At 64.0% G+C, this 25,578-nt stretch carries 26 protein-coding genes and 1 pseudogene; 9 read left to right on the top strand and 18 right to left on the bottom strand.

The features are described from left to right. Nucleotides 1-78: 78 nt before the first annotated feature. From BH93_RS20695 to BH93_RS20705, 3 genes are read right to left on the bottom strand one after another with little or no spacing between them, the layout of a single operon-like run. Nucleotides 79-1,548, bottom strand: coding sequence for a HAMP domain-containing sensor histidine kinase (locus tag BH93_RS20695; protein WP_037175425.1), 1,470 nt, complete (start codon nucleotides 1,546-1,548; stop codon nucleotides 79-81). Next, nucleotides 1,548-2,234 carry a response regulator transcription factor gene (locus tag BH93_RS20700; RefSeq protein WP_032377306.1) on the bottom strand — a complete coding sequence of 229 codons (687 nt, stop codon included), beginning with the start codon at nucleotides 2,232-2,234 and terminating at the stop codon, nucleotides 1,548-1,550. Before BH93_RS20700 ends, BH93_RS20695 begins: the two co-directional genes overlap by 1 nt. A 55-nt stretch (nucleotides 2,235-2,289) precedes the next feature. Continuing rightward, nucleotides 2,290-2,904 carry a trimeric intracellular cation channel family protein gene (locus tag BH93_RS20705; protein WP_032377307.1) on the bottom strand — a complete coding sequence of 205 codons (615 nt, stop codon included), beginning with the start codon at nucleotides 2,902-2,904 and terminating at the stop codon, nucleotides 2,290-2,292. Nucleotides 2,905-3,015: 111 nt separating this feature from the next. On the opposite strand from BH93_RS20705, the gene BH93_RS20710 reads away from it, so the two are divergent. Beyond that, on the top strand, nucleotides 3,016-3,297 hold the full coding sequence (locus tag BH93_RS20710; protein ID WP_037175427.1) for a PASTA domain-containing protein: 282 nt from the start codon (nucleotides 3,016-3,018) through the stop codon (nucleotides 3,295-3,297). 255 nt (nucleotides 3,298-3,552) lie between these two features. Continuing rightward, nucleotides 3,553-4,569, top strand: coding sequence for a magnesium/cobalt transporter CorA (gene corA / locus BH93_RS20715; protein WP_037175428.1), 1,017 nt, complete (start codon nucleotides 3,553-3,555; stop codon nucleotides 4,567-4,569). Between the two features lie 64 nt (nucleotides 4,570-4,633). Here the strand turns inward: corA and BH93_RS20720 are convergent, their stop codons facing one another. The 6 genes and pseudogenes from BH93_RS20720 to mrf form a co-directional block, all read right to left on the bottom strand. Next, on the bottom strand, nucleotides 4,634-6,352 hold the full coding sequence (locus tag BH93_RS20720) for a metallophosphoesterase family protein (RefSeq protein WP_037175429.1): 1,719 nt from the start codon (nucleotides 6,350-6,352) through the stop codon (nucleotides 4,634-4,636). Nucleotides 6,353-6,516: 164 nt separating this feature from the next. Continuing rightward, nucleotides 6,517-6,642: pseudogene (locus BH93_RS20725) on the bottom strand (RtcB family protein); the annotation flags it as partial. Between the two features lie 934 nt (nucleotides 6,643-7,576). Next, a complete protein-coding gene (locus BH93_RS20730; protein ID WP_037175430.1) occupies nucleotides 7,577-8,641 on the bottom strand; it encodes a VIT1/CCC1 transporter family protein in 1,065 nt (354 codons plus the stop codon). A 78-nt stretch (nucleotides 8,642-8,719) separates the two neighbouring features. Continuing rightward, on the bottom strand, nucleotides 8,720-8,887 hold the full coding sequence (gene rpmF / locus BH93_RS20735; protein ID WP_080739151.1) for a 50S ribosomal protein L32: 168 nt from the start codon (nucleotides 8,885-8,887) through the stop codon (nucleotides 8,720-8,722). Between the two features lie 3 nt (nucleotides 8,888-8,890). Further along, nucleotides 8,891-9,151 carry a type B 50S ribosomal protein L31 gene (locus BH93_RS20740; protein ID WP_037175431.1) on the bottom strand — a complete coding sequence of 87 codons (261 nt, stop codon included), beginning with the start codon at nucleotides 9,149-9,151 and terminating at the stop codon, nucleotides 8,891-8,893. After that, a complete protein-coding gene (gene mrf / locus BH93_RS20745; protein ID WP_037176782.1) occupies nucleotides 9,148-10,380 on the bottom strand; it encodes a ribosome hibernation factor-recruiting GTPase MRF in 1,233 nt (410 codons plus the stop codon). The genes BH93_RS20740 and mrf overlap by 4 nt, the downstream gene beginning before the upstream one ends. Before the next feature lie 138 nt (nucleotides 10,381-10,518). Between mrf and rpmB the strand changes: the two genes are divergently transcribed. From rpmB to BH93_RS20780, 7 genes are all read left to right on the top strand, one after another. Next, complete coding sequence (rpmB, locus tag BH93_RS20750; RefSeq protein ID WP_032395753.1) at nucleotides 10,519-10,755, top strand: 50S ribosomal protein L28; 237 nt, start codon at nucleotides 10,519-10,521, stop codon at nucleotides 10,753-10,755. After that, on the top strand, nucleotides 10,752-10,922 hold the full coding sequence (rpmG, locus tag BH93_RS20755; RefSeq protein ID WP_170944568.1) for a 50S ribosomal protein L33: 171 nt from the start codon (nucleotides 10,752-10,754) through the stop codon (nucleotides 10,920-10,922). The genes rpmB and rpmG overlap by 4 nt, the downstream gene beginning before the upstream one ends. Before the next feature lie 2 nt (nucleotides 10,923-10,924). Then, nucleotides 10,925-11,230, top strand: a complete 306-nt coding sequence (rpsN, locus tag BH93_RS20760; RefSeq protein ID WP_037175437.1) for a 30S ribosomal protein S14 — start codon at nucleotides 10,925-10,927, stop codon at nucleotides 11,228-11,230. A gap of 14 nt (nucleotides 11,231-11,244) precedes the next feature. Then, nucleotides 11,245-11,499 carry a 30S ribosomal protein S18 gene (rpsR, locus tag BH93_RS20765; protein ID WP_008719028.1) on the top strand — a complete coding sequence of 85 codons (255 nt, stop codon included), beginning with the start codon at nucleotides 11,245-11,247 and terminating at the stop codon, nucleotides 11,497-11,499. Nucleotides 11,500-11,581: 82 nt separating this feature from the next. Further along, nucleotides 11,582-12,508, top strand: coding sequence for an AEC family transporter (locus tag BH93_RS20770; RefSeq protein ID WP_037175439.1), 927 nt, complete (start codon nucleotides 11,582-11,584; stop codon nucleotides 12,506-12,508). Between the two features lie 46 nt (nucleotides 12,509-12,554). Beyond that, nucleotides 12,555-13,019 (top strand): hypothetical protein, encoded by a 465-nt coding sequence (locus tag BH93_RS20775; protein WP_037155123.1) that lies wholly within the window; start codon nucleotides 12,555-12,557, stop codon nucleotides 13,017-13,019. 25 nt (nucleotides 13,020-13,044) lie between these two features. After that, the gene (locus BH93_RS20780; protein ID WP_037175441.1) at nucleotides 13,045-13,617 is read left to right on the top strand and encodes a DUF1707 SHOCT-like domain-containing protein; all 573 of its coding nucleotides are present in this window, start codon (nucleotides 13,045-13,047) and stop codon (nucleotides 13,615-13,617) included. Between the two features lies 1 nt (nucleotide 13,618). Here BH93_RS20780 and BH93_RS20785 read toward each other — a convergent pair whose 3' ends face one another. The 9 genes from BH93_RS20785 to BH93_RS20825 all read right to left on the bottom strand — a co-directional run bounded on the left by BH93_RS20785 (nucleotide 13,619) and on the right by BH93_RS20825 (nucleotide 25,500). Then, nucleotides 13,619-15,565, bottom strand: a complete 1,947-nt coding sequence (locus BH93_RS20785) for a vWA domain-containing protein (RefSeq protein WP_037175442.1) — start codon at nucleotides 15,563-15,565, stop codon at nucleotides 13,619-13,621. Continuing rightward, the gene (locus BH93_RS20790; RefSeq protein ID WP_037175444.1) at nucleotides 15,565-16,950 is read right to left on the bottom strand and encodes an ATP-binding protein; all 1,386 of its coding nucleotides are present in this window, start codon (nucleotides 16,948-16,950) and stop codon (nucleotides 15,565-15,567) included. The genes BH93_RS20785 and BH93_RS20790 overlap by 1 nt, the downstream gene beginning before the upstream one ends. 116 nt (nucleotides 16,951-17,066) lie before the next feature. Then, nucleotides 17,067-17,936 carry a hypothetical protein gene (locus BH93_RS20795; RefSeq protein ID WP_037175445.1) on the bottom strand — a complete coding sequence of 290 codons (870 nt, stop codon included), beginning with the start codon at nucleotides 17,934-17,936 and terminating at the stop codon, nucleotides 17,067-17,069. 150 nt (nucleotides 17,937-18,086) lie between these two features. Continuing rightward, entirely contained in the window at nucleotides 18,087-19,637 is a 1,551-nt protein-coding gene (purH, locus tag BH93_RS20800) for a bifunctional phosphoribosylaminoimidazolecarboxamide formyltransferase/IMP cyclohydrolase (RefSeq protein ID WP_037175451.1), read from the bottom strand. After that, nucleotides 19,634-20,326, bottom strand: a complete 693-nt coding sequence (gene purN / locus BH93_RS20805; protein WP_080739152.1) for a phosphoribosylglycinamide formyltransferase — start codon at nucleotides 20,324-20,326, stop codon at nucleotides 19,634-19,636. Before purN ends, purH begins: the two co-directional genes overlap by 4 nt. A gap of 5 nt (nucleotides 20,327-20,331) precedes the next feature. Then, nucleotides 20,332-21,768 (bottom strand): cell division protein PerM, encoded by a 1,437-nt coding sequence (locus BH93_RS20810; RefSeq protein WP_037175453.1) that lies wholly within the window; start codon nucleotides 21,766-21,768, stop codon nucleotides 20,332-20,334. A 71-nt stretch (nucleotides 21,769-21,839) separates the two neighbouring features. Further along, nucleotides 21,840-23,033, bottom strand: a complete 1,194-nt coding sequence (locus tag BH93_RS20815) for a DUF5336 domain-containing protein (RefSeq protein ID WP_141215783.1) — start codon at nucleotides 23,031-23,033, stop codon at nucleotides 21,840-21,842. Between the two features lie 95 nt (nucleotides 23,034-23,128). Continuing rightward, complete coding sequence (gene sfnG, locus BH93_RS20820; RefSeq protein ID WP_037175454.1) at nucleotides 23,129-24,253, bottom strand: dimethylsulfone monooxygenase SfnG; 1,125 nt, start codon at nucleotides 24,251-24,253, stop codon at nucleotides 23,129-23,131. Nucleotides 24,254-24,276: 23 nt separating this feature from the next. Further along, nucleotides 24,277-25,500: an acyl-CoA dehydrogenase family protein gene (locus BH93_RS20825; RefSeq protein WP_052058782.1), complete on the bottom strand. Its 1,224-nt coding sequence runs from the start codon at nucleotides 25,498-25,500 to the stop codon at nucleotides 24,277-24,279. Nucleotides 25,501-25,578 lie beyond the last annotated feature (78 nt).

Below are 25,578 nucleotides of genomic sequence, written 5' to 3' on the forward strand. Positions count from 1 at the left end.
CCTCGACATCCGAGGTCCGCCCGCCTTCTTGCTACTCACTGTGCAGGGCGGTACTGAGAGCGCGCTGAGATCCGGCTATCAGTTTGCCGAGAGTGTGTGGGGATCCGAGGCACCTTCGCCCGGCAGCACGATCCGAATGAGCGCACCGCCGCGTTCGGATACCTCGACCCCGATGGTGCCGCCGTGCTTGACGACCACCTGTCGCACGATGGCAAGCCCCAGGCCACTTCCGGGCATCGAGCGCGACGCCGTGGAGCGGTAGAAGCGCTCGAACACCAACTCGCGATCTTCCTCGGGGATGCCCGGGCCCGCGTCGTCCACCGTCAACTCGAGAAGACCATCACCGATCTGCCGCATAGCGATTCGTACTTCCCCGCCGCTCGGACTCCACTTCGCTGCGTTGTCCAGCACGTTCAGCACTGCCCGCGACAGTCCCGCCTGGTCGCCGTAGACGAACCACGGCATCAGCGTTGCCTCGAAGTCGATTTCGTTGCGGCGTCGGCGTGCTCGTTCGAGGCTGCGTTCGACGGCATCGGCGAGGTCGACGCGCTCGAACACCGTCTCGGGTGCGTCCTCACGCGCCAGATCGACCAGATCTCCTACCAGCGTGGACAGTTCCTGAATCTGCGCCACCACGTCGGTTCGCAGTTCGGCCATGTCCTCGTCCGGAATGGACGGCGCACCGGGGCGACCGGCCGCGATGAGCAACTCCATGTTGGTCCGAAGCGATGTCAACGGTGTGCGCAGTTCGTGGCCTGCGTCGGCGACCAATCTGCTCTGCCTGCCACGAGATTCGGCGAGCGCCCGGAGCATCGTGTTGAAACTCTCTGTCAAACGGGCTAATTCGTCGTCACCGGTTACCGGGATCGGCGTCAGATCATCGGTACGCGCCACTCGTTCGGCAGCGGCTGTCAATCGAGCAATCGGCCGTAAACCGGTGCGGCCCACGGCCATGCCTGCGCCGGCAGCCAACACCACGCCGCAGCCACCCACGATCAACAGAACCCACGCCAGACGATCGAGCACTTCTCCGGTGGGTAGCAGTCGTTGCGCGACGACGAGGGTACTGCCGTCCTCGGTGCGGATGGCCAGCACTCGCTGATCGTCGAGCGTTCGCAGCGACGATTCCTGATCTCCGCGCACCACGGCGAGTTCGGCGTCGCCGATCGGAACCTTCGGCCCGGGTGGGTTGTAGCTCGACATGTCCGGATAGATCAACGCCACGCTCACGTCGGTGCTGTACAGCGTGGCACCGGCAACGAAGCGAGGATCGTACGAAACCAGGGTCGACTCCGCCAAAGCCGATGCACGAGAACGCAATTGCGTGTCCACATCGCCGTACAGCGCCCGCGACACAACCGTGTACGCGGCAATGGCCATGACCGCGACCGCAATTGCCACGACCGAGGCGGCCAGCAGCGTCACCCGCCAGCGCAACGACACCGACCGAGTCAGAGGAGTCGGCGGCCGCATTGCTGTCGGCGGCCGCATCGCGGTGGGCGAGCTTCCGCCGACGTCAGCCGTCTTGCGTCCGAACGGAGCGACCATCACGGGGGCGTTTCGCGTAGGACGTATCCGACACCGCGAACGGTGTGGATCAGCCGCGACTCCCCCTCGGCCTCGGTCTTACGGCGCAGATAGCCGACATACACCTCGAGCGCGTTGCCCGACGTCGGAAAGTCGTAGCCCCAGACTTCCTCGAGGATTCGACTTCTGGTGAGGACTCGGCGTGGATTCGTCATCAGCATCTCGAGCAACGAGAATTCGGTTCGGGTGAGGCTGATGGAGCGTTCGGCACGCGAGACCTCCCGGGTGACCGGGTCCAGAGACAGGTCCGCGAACGTCATGGTCTCCGAGTCGATGCCCGCCTCCATCGCGGTGCGCCGTAGCAACGCTCGCAGACGGGCCAGTAGTTCTTCGAGCGCGAACGGCTTGGGGAGGTAATCGTCGGCCCCCGCATCGAGACCGGCGACGCGCTCGGACACAGAATCCCGAGCCGTCAGCACGAGAATCGGCAGGTCGTCGCCGACACTGCGCAATCGCCTGCACACTTCGAGGCCGTCGAGCCGAGGCATCATCACGTCGAGTACCAACGCATCGGGCCGCCCCGCCGCTACCTGCTCGAGCGCGTCGAGCCCGTCGACCGCCAGGTCCACGGTGTACCCGTTGAACGTCAGCGACCTACGCAGCGACTCACGCACCGCTCGATCGTCGTCGACCACCAATATCCGCATTCGTACAGTTTGTCCTGGTCGACTGAGATCTGTCTGAGAGGGGTACCTACTCCGCCTAGAGCACCGGAAGGTTCCGTGCGAGCGGGAGGTTCCACTTCCGCCACAGCGCAAGCAGACGCAACCCGGTCGCAAGCACTGTTCCCACTACCAGTCCCACGTTCTCCGGCAGTGCCAGAACATCGGCCAACACGACCGTCGACGCGCCGAGCAAGGCCGGCAAGGCGTACAGGTCTCGGTGCAGCAGCAGGGGCACTTCGTTGACCAGCACGTCGCGGATCACGCCGCCGGCCACCGCCGTCGTGGTGCCGATGAGGGCTCCCGACAGGGCGCTTCCGCCTGCAGCCAACGCGATCGTCGCACCGGTCGACGCAAACAGCCCCATCCCGAAGGCGTCGAGCACGAGAACGCCGCGTCGTACCTTGCCCATCTGCCGATGAGCCACGAACACGGCCAGCGACGCAAAAAAGCCGACGGTGATGTTCGGCCACGTGTCCAACGACGTCGGCGGGTGGATTCCCAGAAGCAGATCACGAATGATCCCACCGCCGATACCCGTCGTGATTCCCACGACGCAGACCCCGAATAGGTCCAGTCGTCGATGCACTCCGACCAGGGCACCCGACGCGGCGAACACCGCGATACCGATCAGACCCAACACGTCGAGAAGCATCGGATCAGCATGTCACGGCACTGACAGGGTTTTGACAGCAACATCCGAGCGCGACCACAGGACCGACGAGCACATTCGAGTCGTCACCGATTCCAACCTCAGGAGCACGTCATGCGTATCGGATTCAAGAAGACCATTGCCACCATCGCCGTAGCCGGTGCCCTCTCACTCGGTGGCGGCGCCATCGCCCAAGCCGACACAGATCGCGCGACGATTCCCGATGTTGTCGGCATCTCCGAATCAGCCGCCTTACAGGCTCTCGCGGATGCTGGTTTCACCAACGTGACCACCAACTACGACCGACCGGATGCCATCGTGATTGGAACGAGCTTCCAGGCCGGGACCCAGGTCAACGAGAACGCGTCCATCCTGGTCATGGTCGGACGCGATTAGCTCAACCGCATGGTTCCGTTGTCGTCGACGCGTCATCCCTGGTTGTGACAGATTCCCGGGATCACACCGTCGGGGTCAGCGATAGGACCGTGGCACCCGCCGAACGTGGGTTGCGGCGTCTTGACAGGCACCGCACCCGCGGCGGGATCGACTGCGAACGCTCGGGCGTCGTCGAATCTACCCGTGGACGAGGTAGCGATAGTCTCGATCGAGTGCCGTCCGGCACATCTGTTTCTCGAACCGAGGTGACCCGAAGTGCCGATCGTCGACAACGCCGTCTACGTGGAGGGGAAGCGAACCGCTAATCCCGAAAGCCTCGATATCACTTTCGAGTGCATGCGAGATCGCCACGGAATGGCATGGATTGGCCTCTACCGACCCGAGCTCAGCGAAATCAACGCTGTGGCAAACGAATTCGGGCTGCATCGGCTGGCCGTAGAGGATGCCATTGCGGCCCATCAACGGCCCAAGCTCGAACGCTATGCCGAGCAGCTCTTCGTCGTACTGCGCCCCGCCAGATACATCGACGAGACCGAAAAGGTCGAATTCGGCGAATTGCACATTTTTCTCGGCGCAGATTTTGTGGTGACCATTCGCCACGCCGAATCGCCCGAACTCGGGAAAGTGCGACACCGGCTCGAGGAATCCCCCGAATTGCTCGGACTGGGGCCCGAAGCGATCCTGTACGGCATCCTCGATCAGGTCGTCGACGAATACGTTCCCGTCATCAAGGGCTTGCAAACCGACATCGACGAGATCGAGGATCAACTGTTCACCGGCGATCCGAGTGTGTCGCGCCGAATCTATTCACTGTTGCGTGAGGTATCCGAATTCGACCGCGCGGCAAAGCCTCTGGTCGAGATGATCGAATCACTCAAGCGTGGGTCGGACAAGTATCACGTCGACGTCGAATTGCAGCGCAACCTTCGCGACGTGCTGGACCACGCGATCCGCATCTCGGACCGCATCGAGGCGTTCCGGTCCAATCTGCAGAACGCGATGACCGTGCACTCCACCATGGTGGCGCAGCAGCAGAACGAAGAAATGCGCAACATGACCCAGGTCAGCCTCGAACAGAACGAACAGGTCAAGCGCATTTCATCCTGGGGTGCAATACTTTTCGCACCCTCGCTCATCGCCGCCATCTACGGCATGAACTTCGACGACATGCCCGAACTGAAATGGCAGTTCGGCTATCCACTCGCGCTGGTCGCCATGGTGATCTGTTCCAGCGCGCTGTACGTGGTGTTCAAACGCCAGAAGTGGCTGTAGAGCGGCTTCGCCGCATGTGAGTGGAACTTCGTAGCAGGGGTCGAAGTTCCACTCACATGGGCACTCAGGAGGAGCCGAACCTCGGACCGATCGGGATGTCGCGGGTGAAGGTCAACCTGTCGAATTCGTTGCCGTATTCGTCGATGGCACCGATGATCATCTTGCTGGGCGTGATCCCCGGAATACCCGGCACCACATCGACTCTGACGAACGAGTAGTTGAGGAACCGCACCCGAGACCAGGTGATGGACTCGGCCGATTTGGTACCGTCGGGTGCCCACACGTAGCTGTTCGGAACTGCCGTGTCGGGCAATTCGTTGCCTCGGTAGCTGACGCCTTCGCCGTCCTGGAACGTGTATCGGGGACGGCCGCCCCCGCCGACGGTGTAATACACGGTGCCGTCGGTCTTTCCACTGACTGTCGCGTTGTCACCGGCGACACGCGTCGCGCGATTGCCACGGATGGGGTCGGTTCGCTCGAAGACGTGATTGTGGGCTTGGAGCACCACATCCACCTCGTACTTGTCGAACAGCGCTACCCAGGCGTCGCGCACACCGCCGTCGCTCGCGTGGGTGGACGTCGTCGAGTACGCGCAGTGATGGAAGAAGCAGACGATGAAGTCGATGTTCGGATCGGCACGGTATTTCGCGAGAGTTTGCTCCACCCAGGTGTTCTGGGCTCCCCCGCTGTACCCGGTGTTGGCCTTGATCTCGTAGCTCACGTCGTTCGCGTCGAGCGAGAGAACGGCCGTGTTGCCGTAGACGAACGAGTAGGCCGACGGGCATCCCTTGGGCCCGGTGGTCGGCTGATCGAGCCGCGCTGCGTGGCCGCCGTATCCGTTGGGGCTGTACAGCGCTTCCATGTCGTGATTACCGGTGGCGAACAACCATGGAGCGGTGGACGCGCTCGCCTCGATCGCCTGAAAGTAGCCGTCCCAGACGAAGGGGTTGAACTTGTCGAACCCCTTCGGCGGTGTCTGTCCGTGCTTGGCGAACTGGGGAGGAAGACCTGCACCCGACGGGTCCGCGTAGGCGATATCCCCGGCGAGAATGTGGAAGTCCGGCCGCGACGCCTCGATCTGTCGATTGATGTTGCGAGCGTGCTTGACCGACGGTTCGTTGTCCGCCTTGTAGTACTGGTCGTCGTAGTCTCCGGCCACCAGACCCGCAGGCTGCGCGGGTGTTTCGTCGACGCCCTGATCGCCCATCATCGTGAACCGGAACGGAGCGATACGACCGGTCGGCAGCGCCGGGGACGCGCTGCGGATGTCGCTGACGAACCCGTCTGCGGTGCGCCAGCGGTAGTAGTGCGGCAGCGTCGGCGTGAGATTGTCGACGGGCACGTGCACGTAGTACTGCTCGGCCGAGAGAATCCCACCGTCGGTCTGCGGCACCTGGCTGATCAGATTGCGCACCTCGGCGGACGTCGTCGCGCCCAGTGCAGGCGTGGGGCCGTGGTCGAGAAACACTCCGGTAAGCCCGGGATTACGCGAAAGCTGAGCCGAGAACCGCAGCTGCGTCGCCGGGTCGTTTCCGAATCCCATGTGCCGGCCGGCCACAGCCAAGGGAGCATCCTGCGCGTAGGCAGTGCGAGCGAACACCGAATTCCCGACGCCTACCGCGGCGGCCGTCGCAGCCGCCCCGACCAGGAAGTTCCGCCGGCTGACCGGGTGTCGCCGCAGGAACGACCGGTGCCAATCGTGCTGTTCGGCCATGGTCATGTTCTCGGCGAGAGTGCCCGGGATTCCGGTCGCGACGGTCTCGCCTGCGGGATTGAGCGTCATGCATCGATCGTGACGGCAGAGCCCCCTCGAGCGCTGAACAGAACGGAACACTCGAAGTGAACAGACAGAGAACAGCGATGCACAACGGGACGAACGAGGACAATCCCGTCGTGCATGGAACCTCGTGACCCACTCCGAGTTTCCATGCACGACGGGAGGCCGATTCAGGTCCCCTTGACGTTGAGGATCTGCCGCAGCTCGTGCTCGATGCTCACCAGGTCGCGGGCATCTTCCATCACGACATCGATCGGCTTGTAGGCATCGGGAATCTCGTCGATGAAGTCGGAACCGGGGCATCCCAAGCACATGCCGTACTTTTTAACCGAGAAGTGCGCCGCGGCCGCAGTCCCCTCATACATCGGTGCCGTCCGCATTCCGCAGTCTCCAGCGACGGATGACTACGGCGCTCTCCGTTCGGCCGAGCACTCTGGCTGCCTCCTTCACAGTCGATGACAACGCAATAGCGTCCTCCTCCGCCGACCACGACCTTTTTCCCAGGAGTGGGCGAGCACGCATTCCCGGTGGCCTCATCCAAGCGGCGACTGACTCTGCCGCCAATCGCTTTCGATCCAGCGCGAAACAACCTGGAGGGTAGGCCCACTCAGCCAGACGCGCCGCTGGGTCGTTGGCGACAATCAACGAGAACACGTCGTCGCGAGTGTTGCGTTTTGCCGTGCGAAGAGCCCCGCTAACTGTGCGTACCGTCGAGCAGAAGAAGTCCGCCAAGCTAGACGAGGCCGTAACGAAACCTACGAAAGGCACACCCGTCCGAGTGAATCCGACACTGCCATCGCCATCGAGCAATCCTCGGAAGTATCCCCGCTGATGAAACGGGCCGACAGGCGGAGCCACCTGGTTGGACTTGCGACCGGCCGGAACTCCGCACAATTCCAGTTCGCGTCGGAATGCGAGGTTGCAGACACGCCAGGTGGCACTTGTGTACTCAGAAGAAAAGTTCGTCGTGCGCGTTCTCGTGGATACGGAAGATCTGACACCATCGAAAAGTTGTGGAAGCCGCGTCAGCAAGTCGACGTCGACAGCCGATAGTTCGATGGTTGCTTTCCCTCTTTGCCCTTTCCCGCTTTCGAGATGACCGTCGGTTTGAAACAGTCCGATGAAGTAGGCGTGATCCTCGCGAGTCAAATCGATGATGGGCATATCGACATTGTCGGCCGACCCACCGACAAGGAGAGGTTGTCGGGATCCTCTACCTTTAGCCAGAACCTACACTCCCCCGCCGAATGCGAGTCCGAGTAGATATGTCGCCCCAGCCGCGCCGTAGCCGATGGCCAGCTGTCGCAGAGCGCGTTTGACGGGCGGTCCACCGCTGAGGAGGCCCACCACCAGACCGGTGCAGATCAAGGCAATTCCGACGAGGACGGCGGCAACGGCAAGGGCCACATAGCCTTCGAGACCGAAGAAGTACGGCAACACCGGAATGACCGCCCCGGAGGCGAAGAAGCAGAAGCTGGCTCCGGCCGCACCGAGGCCTGTTCCGATGGACTCGTGCTCGTCGACGTCGGGAGCCATCTCGTCGTCGGTGGGCAACAGCCGCAACACTTCCGAGGCTTTGGCGTCGGCCTCCTCGTGGGTCATTCCCCTGGCTCGGTACACCAGCGCCAGTTCGTTGGCGTCGACGTCGAGGTGTTGGACGGCATCGCGCGCCGCACTGTCGGGGGACGACGCCTCGAGCAACTCGCGTTGCGAACGGACGGAGACGTATTCGCCCGCACCCATCGACAGCGCACCGGCGAGCAGGCCCGCGAGTCCGGTGACAAGAACGATGTGGTTGGACACCCCGGAGCCGCTGATGCCCAGAACGAGAGCCAGGTTGCTCACCAGCCCATCGTTGGCACCGAACACCGCGGCCCGGAAGGTTCCGGACAGTCGATTGCGACCGCGAGCTGCCAGCGCCCTGATGACCTCGGCGTGGATCTGCTCGTCGGCGGTCATCGCCTCCGTTGCATCGGCTTCGGTGGCGTACGGCGAGCGAGTCTCGGCTCGCTGCGCCAACGCGAGTACGAATACCGAACCGAAACGGCGCGCCAGGACACCGAGGATGCGAGTGCGGATGTCGCCCTTCAACGGCTTACCGACCCGTTCACCCAGCAGATTTCGCCAATGCTGCTCGTGGCGGCCTTCCGCATCGGCGAGGTCCAGGAGTATCTCGCGCTCCTCGCCGGTGCGTCGGCCTGCCAGATCGCGATAGACGGCAGCCTCGGCCCTCTCGTCGGCGAGGTACTGCCGCCAACGCTTGACGTCCTTCGCAGAGGGTTCCGTTCGACTCATCGAACAAACGTACCGGGCTCCGCCCTCGTGCGCGTTTTGCGTACCTGCAACTACGCAAAACGCGCACGACAACGGAGATCAACTCGGGTCATACACCCCGGACTGCACTGCTTTGACCAGTCTGCGGGGCACTCGGAACTCCCGACCTCGAAAGCGCACCGTCACCAGATCCGGGGCGACGGCCTTCCACTGCGCTCGCCTACTCCGCGTGTTGGAGCGCGACATCTTTCTCTTCGGAACAGCCATGACTCAGACGTCCTTTCGGCTTCGGCGGCCGTATCGCTTCTCGAACTTCTCGACGCGTCCCTGGGTGTCCATCACGCGCGCGGCTCCGGTCCAGAAGGGGTGCGATTCGGACGAGACGTCGACGACGACCAACGGGTAGGTGTTGCCGTCCTCCCACTCGGTCTCGCGCGCGGACGTCACGGTCGATCTGGTGAGGAACTTGTTTCCGGTGCTCGAGTCCTGAAACACGACCGGGTGGTAGTCGGGATGAATGCCTGGTTTCATTCTGTTGCCTCTCGTGATTGTTCTGCGTACGGGGATTCGCTGCTCTCGCAGGGGTCTTCGTGCCATTGGCCGAACGGATCGGTCCAGCCGGACCATGCCGATGGGTCCGTCATTTCGTCGTCGGAGACCAACGCCCACTGGAGCGTTCGGTCGATCTCGGTGGGGTGGGCCTCGTGAACGAGGATCACCAGCGAGGTGTCTCGATCGCCGAACTCGTCGTCCCACCGCAGTGCCGCCATCGCCCGTCGAGTGGTGTCGACGCGGTCCTGTTGCTCCGGAGTCATTGCGACAAGCCACTTTCCGGCACTGGCCACCCGCAGCCCGCCGCCGGCCGATTCGATCCACAGCGCCTCGTCGGGCTGCGTGGCAACCCACGCCCGGCCCCGCGCGGTGACGACACCGTCGAGCAGCACGTCGATGGCCTCGTGCAAACGCTCGGAGTGGAACGGCCGCGTCGCAGTGAATTCCACGAGCGTGACTCCGCAGTCGACGGTCAACGGCGGCTCACCACGCAACAGCGGTGAGTGCGCATCGGTGATCGCACCGCGTCGCGCATCGGCAGGGACACACGCGAGAAGTGCTGGGGCGTCGACCATTACGTCCCGGTCGACCCAGACCACAGGTGCGTTCGGTGCCAACCGCGCGAGGACAGCAGAAAGCCGAGCACGTTCCCACGCATCGACCTCGGGACCGGCGGTGACGACAAGAGCGTCGGCATAATCGACCTGTCCCACCACCAATTGCGCGACGGTTCGATCGTCGTCTCCGCTGGCAACCACGCCGCGGTCGGCCAATGCGTCGTCGCCGGTGGCGTCGGCCAACCAGGTTGCGGCGTCGAGGCAGCCGATCACGGCCTCGATGCGCACATCCCGCGACGCCGGGCCGTCGATCTGCCCGACGACGCCCGCCACGACGACATTTTCGACGGCCCAGCACAGCGCCTCGGGTTCGAGAGCGGGGTCCATCGCGAGCACGATGCGATCGACATTGCTGCGCGTCGACAGTGCACGCAGCAGCGGCAGCAGGTCCTCGCGGAGCGTGCAGGACACGCAGCCGTGCGCCAGTTCCAGGATGGTTTCGCGAGGGTTCTCGCCCAGCACGTAGAGCGTGCGACGCACGACGCCCTCGGTGACGCGGCCGAGGTCGTGGCGGACTGCGACCGTCCCGGGTGCCAGCAGTGATGTCACGACCGCGTCCATGGCTCCGGTCCAGCCGGACACGAGGACCATCGGGGTTCGATCGTCCGGTGAGTTGTTCACGAGCGCCCTTCTTCTCGACAACGATTGTCATTACCTGTGGATGCACGCTACATTCGTGAACACGCTTTGTCGAAAACGATTGTCATAACGGCAAGAAAGGAGTGCTCAATGTCTGCGCACTGCCAAGTCACCGGCCGCACCCCCGGCTTCGGAAAGTCCGTCTCGCACTCCCACGTGCGCACCAGCCGCAGGTGGGACCCCAATATCCAGCGCAAGACCTACTACGCACCGAGCCTCGGCCGCCGCGTCACCCTCACGCTCTCGACCAAGGGCATCAAGACCATCGACCGCGACGGCATCGACGCCGTGGTCGCCAAAATCCGGGCACGTGGGGAGAAGATCTGATGGGCAAGAGCACCGACGTCAGGCCGATCGTCAAACTCAAATCGACCGCCGGTACCGGTTACACCTACGTCACCCGGAAGAACCGTCGCAACGACCCCGACCGACTGGTGATGAAGAAATACGACCCGGTGGTGCGCAAGCACGTCGATTTTCGGGAAGAGCGTTAGCCATGGCGAAGAAGTCCAAGATAGAGAAGAACGAGCAGCGCAAGGTCATCGTCGCCCGCTGGGCAACGCGTCGCGCGGAGCTCAAGGAGATCATTCGCAAGCCCTCGAGCAGCGATTCCGAGCGCGCACAGGCCCAAGCAGCACTGCAGCGTCTGCCACGCGATTCGAGTCCGGTACGATTGCGCAATCGTGACGCTGCGGATGGACGTCCGCGCGGTTACCTACGGAAATTCGGGCTGTCCCGCGTGAAAATGCGCGAGATGGCACACCGTGGGGAGCTGCCAGGCGTCCACAAGTCGAGCTGGTAAGGGAAAAGGTAGAGATGGCAGTCAAGAGAGCACCGTCGAAGAAGGTCCGCGCAGAGGCGGGTCGTCGACCGAAGAAGAACCCGTTGAACGCCGCCAAGGTCACCACGGTGGACTACAAGGACATCAACCTTCTTCGTCAGTTCATTTCCGATCGCGGCAAGATCCGCAGCCGTCGGGTCACCGGGCTCACCCCGCAGCAGCAGCGCCAGGTCGCTGTCGCAGTGAAGAACGCTCGTGAAATGGCATTGCTGCCGTTCACCAGCCGCTGAATCAGCTTTCGAGAAAGGCCACGTAGCCATCCGGCTACGTGGCCTTTCTGTCGTTCCCTAGCAAGAGATGAGCACTTCGACGATGTCCGGCGTTCTCGAGGGCTTCACCGTCATCTTCGTCGTCATCGCACTGGGTTACCTGCTCGCCCACCTGAAAGTGCTCGGTGAGCACGGCCAATTCGTCCTCAGCCGACTCGTGTTCTTCGTCGCGACACCGTCACTGCTGTTCGTCACACTGGCGAACTCGGACCTGTCGGTCATCCTCTCGCCCGTGCTGGCCGTCGCCGGCTCTACGGCACTGCTCGTCGGAGCAATCTATTTCGTCATAGCGAAGCTCGCGCTGAAACGGGCCGTGCCCGACGCGACCGTCGGTGCGCTGGCGAGTTCGTACGTCAACGCCGCCAACCTGGGCATCCCGATCGCCGTGTTCGTACTGGGCGACGCCAACTTCGTCGCTCCCCTGCTGCTCTTCCAGATCATGATCTACACACCGATCGCCGTGACCATCCTCGACATCTCCACCAAGATCGACGAGGTCTCGCTGTTCAAGACCGTCACGACGCCGTTCCGAAACCCGATCGTGCTGGCCGGAGCCGCGGGACTCGTTCTGTCGATCACGGGATTCGAGCTGCCCGAGGCATTGATGCAGCCGTTCCAACTCGTCGGAAATGCCTCCGTACCCGGCGCATTGCTCGCTTTCGGTCTGTCCCTCTACGGTGCCCGAGTGCTGCAGAAGGGCATCAGTCCGCGGCGGGACGTCGCCCTGGCAACGGTGTTCAAAATGGCGCTGCAGCCACTGCTCGGCTACCTCATGGCCCGGTTCGTCTTCGGTCTGGACGGTCACGACCTGTTCGCCATCGTCGTCGTTTCGGCATTGCCCACCGCGCAGAACGTGTTCGTCTTCGCCAGCCGCTACCAGCGCGGAGTGGTACCCGCCCGTGACACTGCGTTCGTGACCACGCTCGTATCGATACCCGTCATCGCACTCGTGACGGTGTTCCTGGCGTGAGCCGAACACAAAGGTTCTCCTCAGCTCTCGGCGCTAGTTTGGATGCATGAGGTTTCTCGCTGCAGGTGTCATGTTGTGCCTGCTGCTGGCGGGCTGCAGTACGGTCTCCGGTGGCGACGAGGACACAACGCCCACGGTCGGTTCCACCACACCCGTCGGCCACATCCAGCAGCCGAGCGCCCCTCCGGTTCCACACGAGGTTCCCGTCGGCGACGTCGGCACGATGTTCGAGCCGACTCCTGACCTGATCCGAGCCACCACCACTCCGTTCGAGTCGTGGAGCCAGGTTTCCCCCAACACCATCGCCGTGCACTTCGTGACCGGCACTCCGGAGTGCTACGGGGCCGACGCCACGGTGACCGAGACCGACTCGACGGTCACCGTCGAGCTGCGTACCGGCACCAGGCCCGACGCCGCCGACAAGTCCTGCATCATGGTTGCCGTCTACGCCACCATGCAGATGACGTTGGCATCGCCTCTCGGAAGCCGCACAATCCTGAATGCGGCCTGACCGCTACGCAGGTAGGGTCCGAGCGGTGAGCGATCAACTCCCCGACCGAGATCGAAGCCGAGTACGGGCCGCCGACGCAGACAGGAACCTCGTCGCGCAGTTGCTCAGCGATGCGTTCGCGAACGGCCAGCTCACCGTGAGCGAGTACGACGAGCGCACTGCCGCGGTGTATGAGGCCAAAACCTACGGCGAACTCGATCTGCTGACCGGCGATCTGGCACTGTCTCCGCCTCCCGCGTCTGCACCGTCGGGTGGTTCCTCGAACGACCGCGTGATCGCCATCATGAGTGGTGCCGTGCGCAAAGGTGAGTGGACCGCCGCCTCGCGGATCGACGCCGTCGCCTTCTGGGGCGGAATCGAACTCGACCTACGACGGGCCTCGTTCTCCACCGAGGAAACCACCATCAACTGCGTCGCCATCATGGGCGGCATCGAGGTGACCGTGCCGCCCGGAGTGAGCGTCGAGGTCCGCGGCATGGGCATCATGGGCGGCTTCGAGCACGTCAGCGCGTCCCACCCCGGCGCGCCGCGGGTGATCATCACCGGCTTTGCGTTCTGGGGCGGCGTCAGCGTCGACATCAAGGCTCCCGACAAGTGAGCTAGGACCGCCGACGCTTGAGGTAGTCGCTCACCACCGCAGCACCCAGCCCGTCCAGATCCGGCGCGATGACTCGTCCACCCACCCGCTCGGCCATCTTGTCGACGACTCTGGCCAGGCCGGGATCGTCGCCGAGCCGGAAGATCGTCACCTGCGCACCGAGTTTCGCGACGGTATCGAGTTCCCGCACGGTCAGGCCCAGAGTCTTCGACGACGGCGGGTAGTCGAAATACGCATGACCGTCCGGCTCGAGATGCGCAGTCGGCTCACCGTCGGTGACGATCAACACCACCGGCTGCGCGTTGGGATGACGCCGCAGATGACGCACTGCGAGCATCAGTGCGTGGTGCAGATTCGTGCCCTGATCGTAGGCACCGTCCAACCCCGCCAGCTCCGACGCCGTCAATGTCTGTGCATGCCTGCCGAATCCGATCAGCTGCAGATCGTCCCCGCGGAATCGAGTGCTGACCAGATGATTGAGAGCCAGTGCAGTGCGCTTCATCGGCACCCAGCGGCCGTCCATCACCATCGAGAACGACGTGTCGACCAACAATGCAACCGCGGCCTGCGTCCGAGTCTCGGTCTCGCTGATCTCCACATCGGTCACCTGCAGCTGCACCGGAAAGCTCGATCCTGTTGCCGCTGAACGCAGTACCGCATTGTTGACCGTGCGGGTCACGTCCCACGGTTCGGTATCGCCGAACTCCCACGCCCTCGACGCCCCCGTGGGCTCGCCCATCGCACCCGCCTTGCGAGTGTCCCGCTCGCCGCCACGTCGAGACAGTTTTCCCGCGACATCCTTCAGCGCGGACTGCCCCAGCTGACGCATGGCCTTGGGTGACAGTCGCCATTGCCCGTCGGCACCCTTGTCCATGAAACCCTGCTGCTGCAGCGCCTTTTCGAGCTCCGAGAGCATCCGCGCGTCGGCCGCCGCCTCGGGTCCGAGTTGCTTCAACAGAGCATCGGCATCGATGTCGTCGAGTGCGGCACCGTTGTACTGCTGCGAGAGCTGGTTTCCCAGGTTCTCGAGATCCGCGATGTCCTGTAGTGCACCGGTGCCGTCGCCCAGACCCATGCCGTTCTCGCCGCGGAAGTTCTGCGAACCGTCCCAGTCCTCACCGGGCCTGGCCTGCTGCAGGTTCTGATCGAGTTGATCGAGCTGATTCAACAGGTTCGAGTCACCGAAAGCCTGCTGCGCCAATGCATCCAACTCGGCCCGCTGCTCGGGAGTCAACGAGTTACGCAGCCGCTGCGCCGCCGCGGCCCGCTGCGCGAGCGAATCCAACAACTCGTCGACGTTCTTCGGGTTCTCCGGGAAGTGCTGACCGTGCTTGTTCATGAACTGGTCGAACTGCTCGTCGGTGTTCTCACCTTTGTTGTGGGCGTCGAGCAATTCGTTGAGGTCCTTCAGCATCTCGCTGATGGCCTGGCGGTCCTCGTCGGTCGCACCCTCGAGGGCTTGCTTCATGCCGGCGAAACGCTGATCGAGCATTTCGCGTCCGAGCAAGTCCTTGATCTTCTCGTAGTTCTCGCGACCCTCCGACGAGCGCCAGTTGTAGTCCGAAAGCTCCTGCACCGCTTGGGCAGTGGACGGTGAGAGGTCGCCGATCTGCATCTCCTGGAATCGCGCGTCGTCGTCGAGCGCACGCGCCAAGGCCTTGCGCTCCTCGAGCACCGCCTTGTCCAGCAGCTCACGCACTTCTTCCAGAGTGCCGTCGAGGTTGTTCTTCTTCAACAGGTCTCGCCGACGCTTGGCCGCCTGAGCGGCGAGGTCGTCGAGCCCACGCATGTTCTTCGTCCCACGCCGCAGCATCTCCTGCAATGCCCGACGCGGCGACGCCCCCTCGAGTACATCCTCGCCGATGGCGTCGAGCGCCTCGCGCAGATCCACCGGTGGCGCAAGGGGATCCGGCCCGTCGTGATACCGCCCGTATCTGGAGCGACGCATCAGCTGTACACCGTCTGACCGTCGTCGTCGGGGTCCTTGGAGATCCGACGTGCGAGGTAGAGACCTTCGAGTGCAAGTTCGACCGCGGCTGCTTTCTCGCCGTCCGAGGTCGCGTTCAGCCGCTCGTGGATGTCGCCGATGACCTCGACGTCGGGTAGCTCGTCGAGCAGAGCCTTAGCAGTGATCCGGTCGCCGGTGACGATCGGCTCGCCGGTCTCGACTGCGGTCACCAGCGCGGCCAGGTTGATGCCGCCGAGATGTGCCCGGACGGTATCGGCGGTCGCGCGGCGCAGCATGTGCTCGAGTACCTCGATTTCGCGTCCTTCCTCACCCGACTCGAATTCCACCTTGCCGCGCAGCACCTCGATGATGGTGCCGAGGTCGACCGGCCGGGCCACGGGCTCGGCCTCACCGAGAATCGCTGCTCGGTGAACGGCTGCGGCAGCAATGGTTTCGGCAGCTGCGATCGCGAATCGAGCGGAGACGCCGGAGCGCTGATCGACCGACGGCGACTCACGCAGCAGTCGGGTGAACCGAGCGAGCACCTCGAGTAGGTAGGTCGGAACTGCGGCCTGCAGATCTGCTTCCTGATCGATGACGGCTACTTCGTCGTCGAGCTCGAGGGGGTAGTGCGTCCTGATCTCGGCACCGAAGCGGTCCTTGAGCGGGGTGATGATGCGTCCGCGATTGGTGTAGTCCTCGGGGTTCGCGCTCGCCACCAGCATGACGTCGAGCGGCAGACGCAGGGTGTAGCCGCGCACCTGGATGTCGCGCTCCTCCATGACGTTGAGCAGCGAGACCTGGATGCGCTCGGCGAGGTCGGGCAGCTCGTTGATCGCCACGATGCCGCGATGGCTGCGCGGAACGAGCCCGAAGTGAATGGTCTCCGGGTCACCGAGGCTGCGACCCTCGGCCACCTTGACTGGATCGACGTCACCAACGAGGTCGGCCACCGACGTATCCGGAGTGGCGAGCTTCTCCGCGTATCGCTCGCTGCGGTGCCGCCACTCGATGGGTAGGTCGTCGCCGAGTTCCCCGGCTTTGCGAATGCTGGCGGGCGTGATCGGCTCGTACGGGTGCTCGCCGAATTCCGCGCCCGCGATCACCGGCACCCACTCGTCGAGCAGCAGATTCAGAGTGCGCAGCAGACGCGTCTTGCCCTGACCACGCTCGCCGAGCAGAACCACGTCATGACCGGCCAGAATTGCACGCTCGAACTGCGGCAACACCGTCGAGCCGAATCCCACGATCCCCGGCCACGGATCTTCGCCGTCACGCAATGCCTTCAGAAGATTCTCCCGCAACTCTTCCTTGATCGACCGCTGCCGATGTCCGGATGCCTTGAGTTCGCCGAGAGTGGAGATGCCAGGTTTGGTAGAGGTCACTTCTCCACGCTACGAGCGTTTGGCAATTGCTGCCATCGAGAGCGGAAGAGCGCTGCCGCCGAGTTCGCACCTATGCCACTTGAACTGGACAAATCGCCCGCATAAGTGCGACCTCGCTACACCGGGGCACCCGCGGCCCGGAGCTTTGCCCTCACCCGTGCAACCACGTCGTCAGGTCGCAGCCGCATCTGCTCGGAATTGACGCGCACGATCTGCCACTCGGCTCGGTCGAGATCCTCGAACCGCTCGATGTCACGTGTCCGCTGACGTTCATCGAGCCAGTGGTGAACGCCTTCGTACTCCACCCCTACCTGCCAACGACGCCACCCCAAATCGATGCGTGCCACGAACCTGCCCGAACTGTCACGAATTTCGATTTGTGTCTCGGGTTTCGGCAACCCCGCCTCGACCAGCAAGAGCCGTGTCCTCGTTTCTTGTGGCGATTCCGCACCACAATCGACGACATCGAGGGCACCGAACAGGCGCCGAATGCCTCGTGCGCCCGGTCGCTGCTGCGCATACGCACGTATGGCGTCCCCGTCTACCCCGGTTGCAGCCAACAGTGAGTCGAGAATTACCACGGACAGTGGCGGCACGACCCAGCGCCCGATATCGAATCCAGTGCGCACGGGAGTGGACACCGCGAACCCTTGGGTGATCGTCACATCGTCGGTATCGAACGCGTCGTGGTGGATTCGAAGCCCGGGCAGCTGATGGGAACGACCTGCTGCAAGCACACTCGGAGGCGCAGTCGAATCGATCCATTTCGCGCCATGAACCGCTGCTGCAGAAATACCTGCGATGACGGCACCGTGGCCGACGCAGATCGATGCGGCGAAGGCCATGGTTCGCGCATCGATAATGGTCCCGTCGCAGACATACGTGTCGCGAAAGACCCTCACGTAGTTGCGGCTCAGCTCGTACCTGCTGAGAGCGCCCGAGCGTATCGCCTGCGAACCCCGAAACGGCCCGACCTGAATCCCCATGGCTTCAACCTTGGCAGGCTCGACACCCCGAAAAGGGCCTGCTCAGCCATCTGTGGATAACTTTCTATCCATCCACAGATCGCCGAGTTCGCAGTTATGCGGCCGAAAATGGGGTAAAGGCCTGCATAACTGCGAGCTCGGCGTCTCGCACTAGTGAGCGAAGTGCCGCGAACCCGTCAGGTACAGCGTCACGCCTGCGTCCTGTGCGGCAGCGATCACTTCGTTGTCACGAACCGAACCACCTGGCTGTACAACGGCTTTGACGCCCGCGCTCATCAGAACCTGCAGACCGTCGGGGAACGGGAAGAAGGCATCGGAGGACGCGACCGAACCGGCCGCGCGATCCCCTGCCCGCTGGACGGCGAGGTGGGCGGCGTCGACGCGGTTGACCTGCCCCATTCCGACGCCGACCGACGCACCGTCGTGAGCGAGCAGAATCGCGTTGGACTTGACGGCTCTTCCTGCGCGCCAAGCGAATTCGAGATCCTTCAACGTCTGCTCGTCGGCGGGTTCGCCGGCCGCGAGAGTCCAGTTGGCCGGATTGTCGCCGTCTGCGTCGAGTACGTCGCGCTGCTGCAGCAATGTGCCGCCGGAAATCGGCTTGAGCTCGACGCCGGACGTGGGCGGCGCCTCCGCCAACAGGACGCGAATGTTCTTCTTGCGCTGCAACACTCCGAGGGCCCCGTCGGCGTAAGCCGGCGCGATGATGACCTCGGTGAAGATCTCGGCCACCTGCTCGGCCATCTCGACGGTGATCTCACGATTGGCTGCGATGACGCCGCCGTAGGCGCTCACCGGATCACAGGCGTGCGCCTTGCGGTGCGCCTCGGCGATGTCCTTGCCGACGGCGATGCCACACGGGTTGGCGTGCTTGATGATCGCGACGGTGGGCTCGGCATGATCGAAGGCCGCCCGCCACGCCGCGTCGGAGTCGGTGAAGTTGTTGTACGACATCTCTTTACCGTGCAGCTGCTCCGCCTGCGCGATGCCCGTGCCCGCAGGGTCGACGTACAGCGCGGCAGCTTGGTGCGGGTTCTCGCCGTAGCGAAGCACGGCCGCGCGGTCCCAGGTTACGCCGATCCATTCGGGAAACGAGGACTCGGACTCGACCAGCACATTGCTCATCCACGACGCCACCGCGACGTCGTAGGCCGCGGTGTGCTGAAATGCCTGCGCTGCAAGCGAAGTCCGCTCGGCGAGGGTGAATCCGCCACCTGCGACGGCAGTCAGCACGTCCTCGTAACGGTTGGGGTCGACCACCACGGCAACCGACGGGTGGTTCTTGGCCGCGGCGCGGACCATCGAGGGTCCGCCGATATCGATCTGCTCGACACATTCGTCGGGCGTCGCACCACTGGCGACGGTCTCGGTGAACGGATACAGGTTCACCACAACGAGCTCGAATGCCTCGATGCCCAGCTCTTCCAGCTGCGAAAGATGTTCGGGCTTACGGGTATCGGCGAGCACTCCGGCGTGTACCCGAGGATGCAGCGTCTTGACGCGTCCCTCGAGGGTCTCGGGGAATCCGGTGAGGTCCTCGACCTTGGTCACCGGGATTCCGGCGTCGGCGATCTTGCTCGCCGTCGATCCGGTGGACACCAGAGCGACGCCCGCGCCGTGCAAGCCCGTCGCCAGTTCGATCAGTCCGGTCTTGTCGTAGACGCTGACCAGTGCGCGGCGCACTGCTTTACGTTCACTCATCGGATTATCTGAGCCTTTCGTCCATCGGAGGTGACACCTGTGGTGGCCACGGCTGCGATCACGTCGACCAGCAACCGTCGCTCGACAGTCTTGATGCGTTCGTGCAACGCGGCCTCGTCGTCGTCGTCGAGAACCGGAACGGCTTCCTGCGCCAGGATCGGCCCGGTATCGACGCCGGAATCGACCAGATGAACCGTCGAACCGGTCAATTTGACGCCGTGATCGAGTGCATCCCGAACGGCGTGCGCACCCGGAAACGACGGCAGGAGCGCGGGGTGAGTGTTGACGATGCGTCCGGCAAAAGCGTCGAGAAATCGTCCACCGAGGATTTTCATGAAGCCGGCGGTGACCACCAGATCCGGCTCGTGACCCAGGACGGCATCGGTGAGCGCAACATCCCACTCGGCACGATCGGCATAGTCCCGCAGCCCGATCCGAAAGTGCGGTATCCCGGCCTCGTCCGCACGCCGAGCGGCGTCGCAGTCGCGATCGACTCCGACGGCGACGATGCGCGCCGGATAGTTCTCGGACGCTGTCGCCGCGATGATCGAATGCAGCAGCGAGCCGGTCCCCGACGCGAGGACGACGACCCGCGCGGGTGTCTCACGCAAGGCAGTCAGCGCACTACTCCTGAGGTATCGAGGGGGAACGTTCGAGCCAGCAGAAAGCCTAGTCGCTGCGCCCCACACACCGACTACCGGGCAGGTCCGTCCGAGTCCGCGGGCGGGGCGACGATCTCGGCGTCCAGCGGCTCGTCGGTATCGGCATCGACCGCCGGCTCGGCGACCGGTTCCTGGGCAGGCTCGGCCGGAAGTTCGTCCACGACCTCCGCCTCGACGACGTCTTCGACGTCCGGCCCGTCCTTCGGCTCGGCGGCGGGAGCAGCTTCGATCGCCACCTCGGCGGCGGGCACCACAGCCGAGGCCGGTTCGTCGTGTTCGGGTTCGGCTTCGGGTTCTGCTCGACGCCACACGACGATGGCCGCGGATATCGTGCCGGCGACGGCCAGCCAGGCAAATGTCAACAGTCCGAAGCTCCAGACGGTGACCTCGACGGTTCCGAAGGTGCCGAGGCTTCCACCTGCGGCGTATCCGAACAGGGCTGCGAGTACTCCGGCTGCAGCTGCCACCACCCACACCGAGGACACAGCGACCTGGATGTCGGCGCTGCGGATGGCGCAGTCACGGCCGAGCAGCAGCCCCGCGCCGATCGGGACGGCGAGCATGACGACCCAGATCGTCTGCGCAGGGCCTTCTGGAAGGACGGCCAGGATCGGCAACGGCGGAAGCGGGCCACCCGTCGTCGCGAAGAGACTCACCGATGCGTCGCCGAAACCAGCTGTGGACCCGATCGCCACGGCGAGCGCGCCGATCAGGACGTTGGGGAGGTAGAGCACCGACAGAGCGGTCAGGCCGAGCATGCCGACGACGTCGCGGCCGCTCTCGACCAGTGCACCGGCGGTTTCCCAGGAGGCGAGCAGAGCGAGCAGCACCACGGCCGCGCCACCTGCGACGAGGATCGACAGTGCGCGCACGAGCGGTGCGACGAGGGCACGAACCCATTCCGGGAGACCGCGGCGAAGCACAAGGGAATCCCAGCGCGCCAGGATCAACCCCGTTCCGGACGCGGCCGCATGAACGCCGGCTACCCAGGAGAAGGCCGCGAGAGCATTGGGGCTCGACAGGCCGATGACGGTGGACGCGTCCCCGGCAACGGCCAAGGCGATAGCTGTGACGGCGAGCGGACCGGCCAGGGAGGCGGCGAACACCCACCGAACCATGCGACGGTCGGTGTCCGGATCCACCGCGCGGTGGACGGTACGAGCGACGGACCAGCCGATGATCAGGGTGGGCAGTAGAGGTGCGACGCCGAGGGACGTACCGCCGATGGTCAGGGGAACCAGATGCACGGCGAACCACGTGCCGGCGATCGCTCCGAGAGTTCCGGTGAGATCGCTGTTCACCGAGACGAGAGTGACCAGAACGAGGGTGGTGGCGATCACCACGACCAGCCCGGAGGTCTTGAACGCCACGGCGGCGAGCATGCGCGACTGGTCCGGGGTAGGCCCGGTGCCGACCCGGGCAGTCCTCGCAGCCGCGCGTCGAGTGTCTCGGTTCAATAGATCGCTCATTGCAACGAGAGTCGCATCAACTTCGCGGCACGCCGGTCAGGCGCGCCGCGAAGTGGGATGTGATGCCTGAATCAGTCGTGCTTCTTCTCGTCGTCCACGGCGGGCGTGGCACCGAACGACTGCGTGGGCGCGCCGTAGGGCGTCGACTGATCGCCCGATGTGGGCTCCTCGGGCTTCACCGGGGGCTGGCCGTAGCCCGACGGCTGACCGTACTGATACTGATTCGGTGGGTACGCCTGCCCCGCGGCGGGGGTACTCGGACCGGTGTAGGGCGGCGGTGAGTAGCCACCCTGCGGCGACGTGTTGGGCGCAGATTGACCGCCGTACGACGGCTGCCCACCCGGGTTGTACGAATGCTGACCCGACGACTGTCCGCTCGGAGCCTGACCGTAGTTCGACGGAGCTCCCGGAGCCTGTCCGTACGACGGCGGATTGCTGTAGTTCTGGGGCTGCGACGGCCCACCGAACGATGTCGTGGGCGCGTTGTACGGGTTCTGCTGTCCGTATCCGGCCTGCTGATTCTGACTGCCGTAGCCTGCGGGCTTGGGGGCAGGTGCCTTGACGATGCCCGCGTCGAACAGCAATGCCACCACAGCGGCCGCAGCTTGTACGAAGCCGAGGACCAGCACCAGGATTGCGCCGATACCGAGCGAACTGGTGGTGCTGGCGAACTCGTTGCCCTCGGCGCTCGGCAGACTGAACGACTGGAAGACCAGCACCAGGAATCCGGTGATCGCCAAGGCGGCAACCACGGCCTGGTTCTTGGCATCCTTCTGCAGCAGCGACGCACCGGCGATCAGGCCGGCGGCCAGCAGCAGCGCCACCGACACCGCGCTGCCACCGGAAGCGAAGAACGTGGTGCTGAACGACGTCTGGATGCTGCTCGGCAGTTCCTGCGCCGAGCTGACTTCGGCAGTGACGAGATCGAGCAAACCGAGCAGGAAGTTCACGATGCCGAGCCCGAGCACCACGAACGTGAGAATCCTCGGCAGGTTCGTCAATCCCGATCCGGGCGACTTACGTTCGGGTGCAGGGGATCCGGGCGCTGACGTCCCGGGCGCGCCGGGTGCCGAGGTGCCCGGCACCGGAGGCCCGAAAGGATTGGATACCGACGGTTGATGGAACGGCTGACCCTGACCGTGGCCCTGCGCAGGTGACGGAGGCTGATTCGGCGAGGAGGACTGACCGTAGGACGGTCCGCCTCCGCCGTAGCCACCAGAGTTGGAGCTGCCCCCTGATTCAGGGCCGCCGGGCGAGTAGGTCATCGCGTCTCCTCATCCTGATAGTTACGTACCCAGGGTCGGTCGGGTCCTTTCGACTCACGCTACTGCACGGACCCGACCGATCCAGGCACTCCAGGTCAACGGGCCCCGACGAGCTCCTGGTCGTCGACTTCGGCGGCCTCGAGTTCCCGAACCAGCGGAAGCACCTTGGCTCCGAAGTACTCGATCTCCTCCTGGAAGTGCAGGAAGCCACCGAGAATCAGGTCGACGCCGCGGCGTCGGTAGGCAACGATCCGCTCGGCCACTTGCTCCGGCGTCCCGATCAACTGGGTCTTGAAGCCGTCGTTGTACTGGACGAGATCCTCGAACGACGAGTCGGCCCACATACCCTTCTTGTCACCCGTCGAATTCCCGGCCTGCTGCACCGCTCTCTTGAAGCCTTCGACGGCGGGCTTGTTCGCCTTCTCGATGATCTCGCGCAGCGTGTCTCGCGCTTCCTTCTCGGTGTCGCGGGCAATGATGAAGCCATTGAGGCCGAACTTGACCTCGCGCTGATGATCACGCGCGATGCGTCGAAGATTGTCGAGTTGCTCGGTGACGCCGTCGAAATCCTTGCCGTTGCTGAAGTACCAATCCGAGTACCGACCGGCATTCTCCTGCGCCGCAGAAGAATTCCCGCCCTGGAACAGCTCGGGATTGGGCCGCTCCGGGGTGTTGAGCGGTTTCGGCTTGAGGGTGAAATCGTGGATCCGATAGAAGTCGCCCCGGAAGTCGACGTCGTCCTCGGTCCAGATCCGTCGCAGCACCTGCAGGAATTCGGCGCTGCGACGGTATCTTTCGTCGTGCTCGAGCCACGGTTCACCCAGGTGGGTGAACTCGTCCTTGAACCAACCACTGACGACGTTCACCGCGAAGCGGCCGTTGGACAGGTGATCCGCGGTAGCGCCCAGCTTGGCCAGAACGGCCGGCTGCCACAGCCCTGGATGCACCGCCGCAATGACTTTGAGCCTCTCGGTGGCCAGCAGGAGAGCGAGCGAGAAGCTGGTGGATTCGTGCTGGAACTCGGCCCCGTAGCTGGCCTCGTACCGAACCTGACTCAGCGCGTACTCGAAGCCGTTGTTCTCGGCGGTCTGCGCCAGCTTCTTGTTGTACTCGTAATCCCAGCTGGTGCGTTGCTCGATGGTGCTGGTGACCAGACCACCCGAAACGTTGGGTACCCAGTACGCGAATTTGATTGCGTCGGAAATCTTTTCGGTGCTCACAGCTCTTCTCCTCCGAACATGTTCTACGAATACCAGGTGGGCTCGGGCAGCTCGCCGGTGAGAACCCAGCGCCCTACCTCGCGCCGCTTGTACGCGACCGGATCGTGCAGGGTGTGGGTACGCACGTTGCGCCAGAAGCGGTCGAAGCCGTACTTGCTGGCCGTCGCACGCGCACCGAGGGCCTCGAACACCGTCGACGTGATCTCGAGCGACACCTCGGTGGCGCGAGCCTTGACTGCAGCCACCCGTACCTCGTGATCACCGCGCTCCTCGGCGGTGACGTTCCAGGCATTGTCGTGAATCTTTTTGCCTTCCAACGCCACTGCGTCGGCAAGGGCTTCGACGGCCCACAGCTTGGCGGTCAGGTCGCCGTAGATGTCGATGATGTACGGCTCGTCGACGGCCTTGTCCACGGTGCTGTGCAGCCAGGCGCGAGTCTTGTCCTTGGTGTACGACGCCGCCTCCTCCAGGGCACCCCTCGCGATTCCGAGGTAGAAGTTGACGAACACCAGTTGGATGGTCGGAACGTTGAGCGTGTTGTAGACACGAGGCTGAAAAGCTTTGTCCACGAATCCTGCTGCGCTGGCCCAGTCGACGCGAACCTTGTCGATGGTCACGCTGCCGCTCTCGGTCTGACGCTGGCCGATGTTGTCCCAGTCGTCATGGAAGGACAAGCCCTCGATGTTGGACGGCACGATCGCGAACACGTGATCGGTACTGCCCTCGAGCGCACCTTCGAGCACGGTCACGTCCGAGACGCGGCTGCCGGTGGAGAAGGTCTTGGAACCGTCGAACACGATGGTGTCACCCTCGTCGGTGACGGCAACGTCGTTGTCCCGAGGGTTGACGGCACCGCCGAAGAACCACTTGTTCTTCGTTGCGTCGGCTTCGACGGCCTCGATCTGCTCGGGTGTGCCGACGAGTCGGGCGGCCCAGAACCACAACAGGTGATAGCCCAACAGCTGACCGATGGAACCATCGGCGGCGGCGACGGTACGGATCACCTGGTACGCCGTCGGCCAATCCTGCCCTGCACCGCCATGTTCGACGGGGCCCAGCAGCGTGACGAGACCGGCGTCCTTGAGTAGCTGAACTTCGGCGGTGGGAGCCTCACGCCCCTTGTCGCGGGCGACCGCGTCGACGGCGAGGAGCTGAGCTACCTCACCGGCGCGCGAGATCCACCCGGCAGCGGTGGTGGGAGCGTCGGGCCAGTCCTTGGTGAGAACACGGTTTTCTGTGGTTGTCATGACGCACAGTGAAGTCTCGCTCCGAGCCCGTGACCACACTTCGACTCAGCGTGATTCTGAGAAGAGATGGCCGGTTTC

The sequence above is a fragment of the Rhodococcoides fascians A25f genome, assembly GCF_000760935.2.
Taxonomy (GTDB): Bacteria; Actinomycetota; Actinomycetes; order Mycobacteriales; family Mycobacteriaceae; genus Rhodococcoides.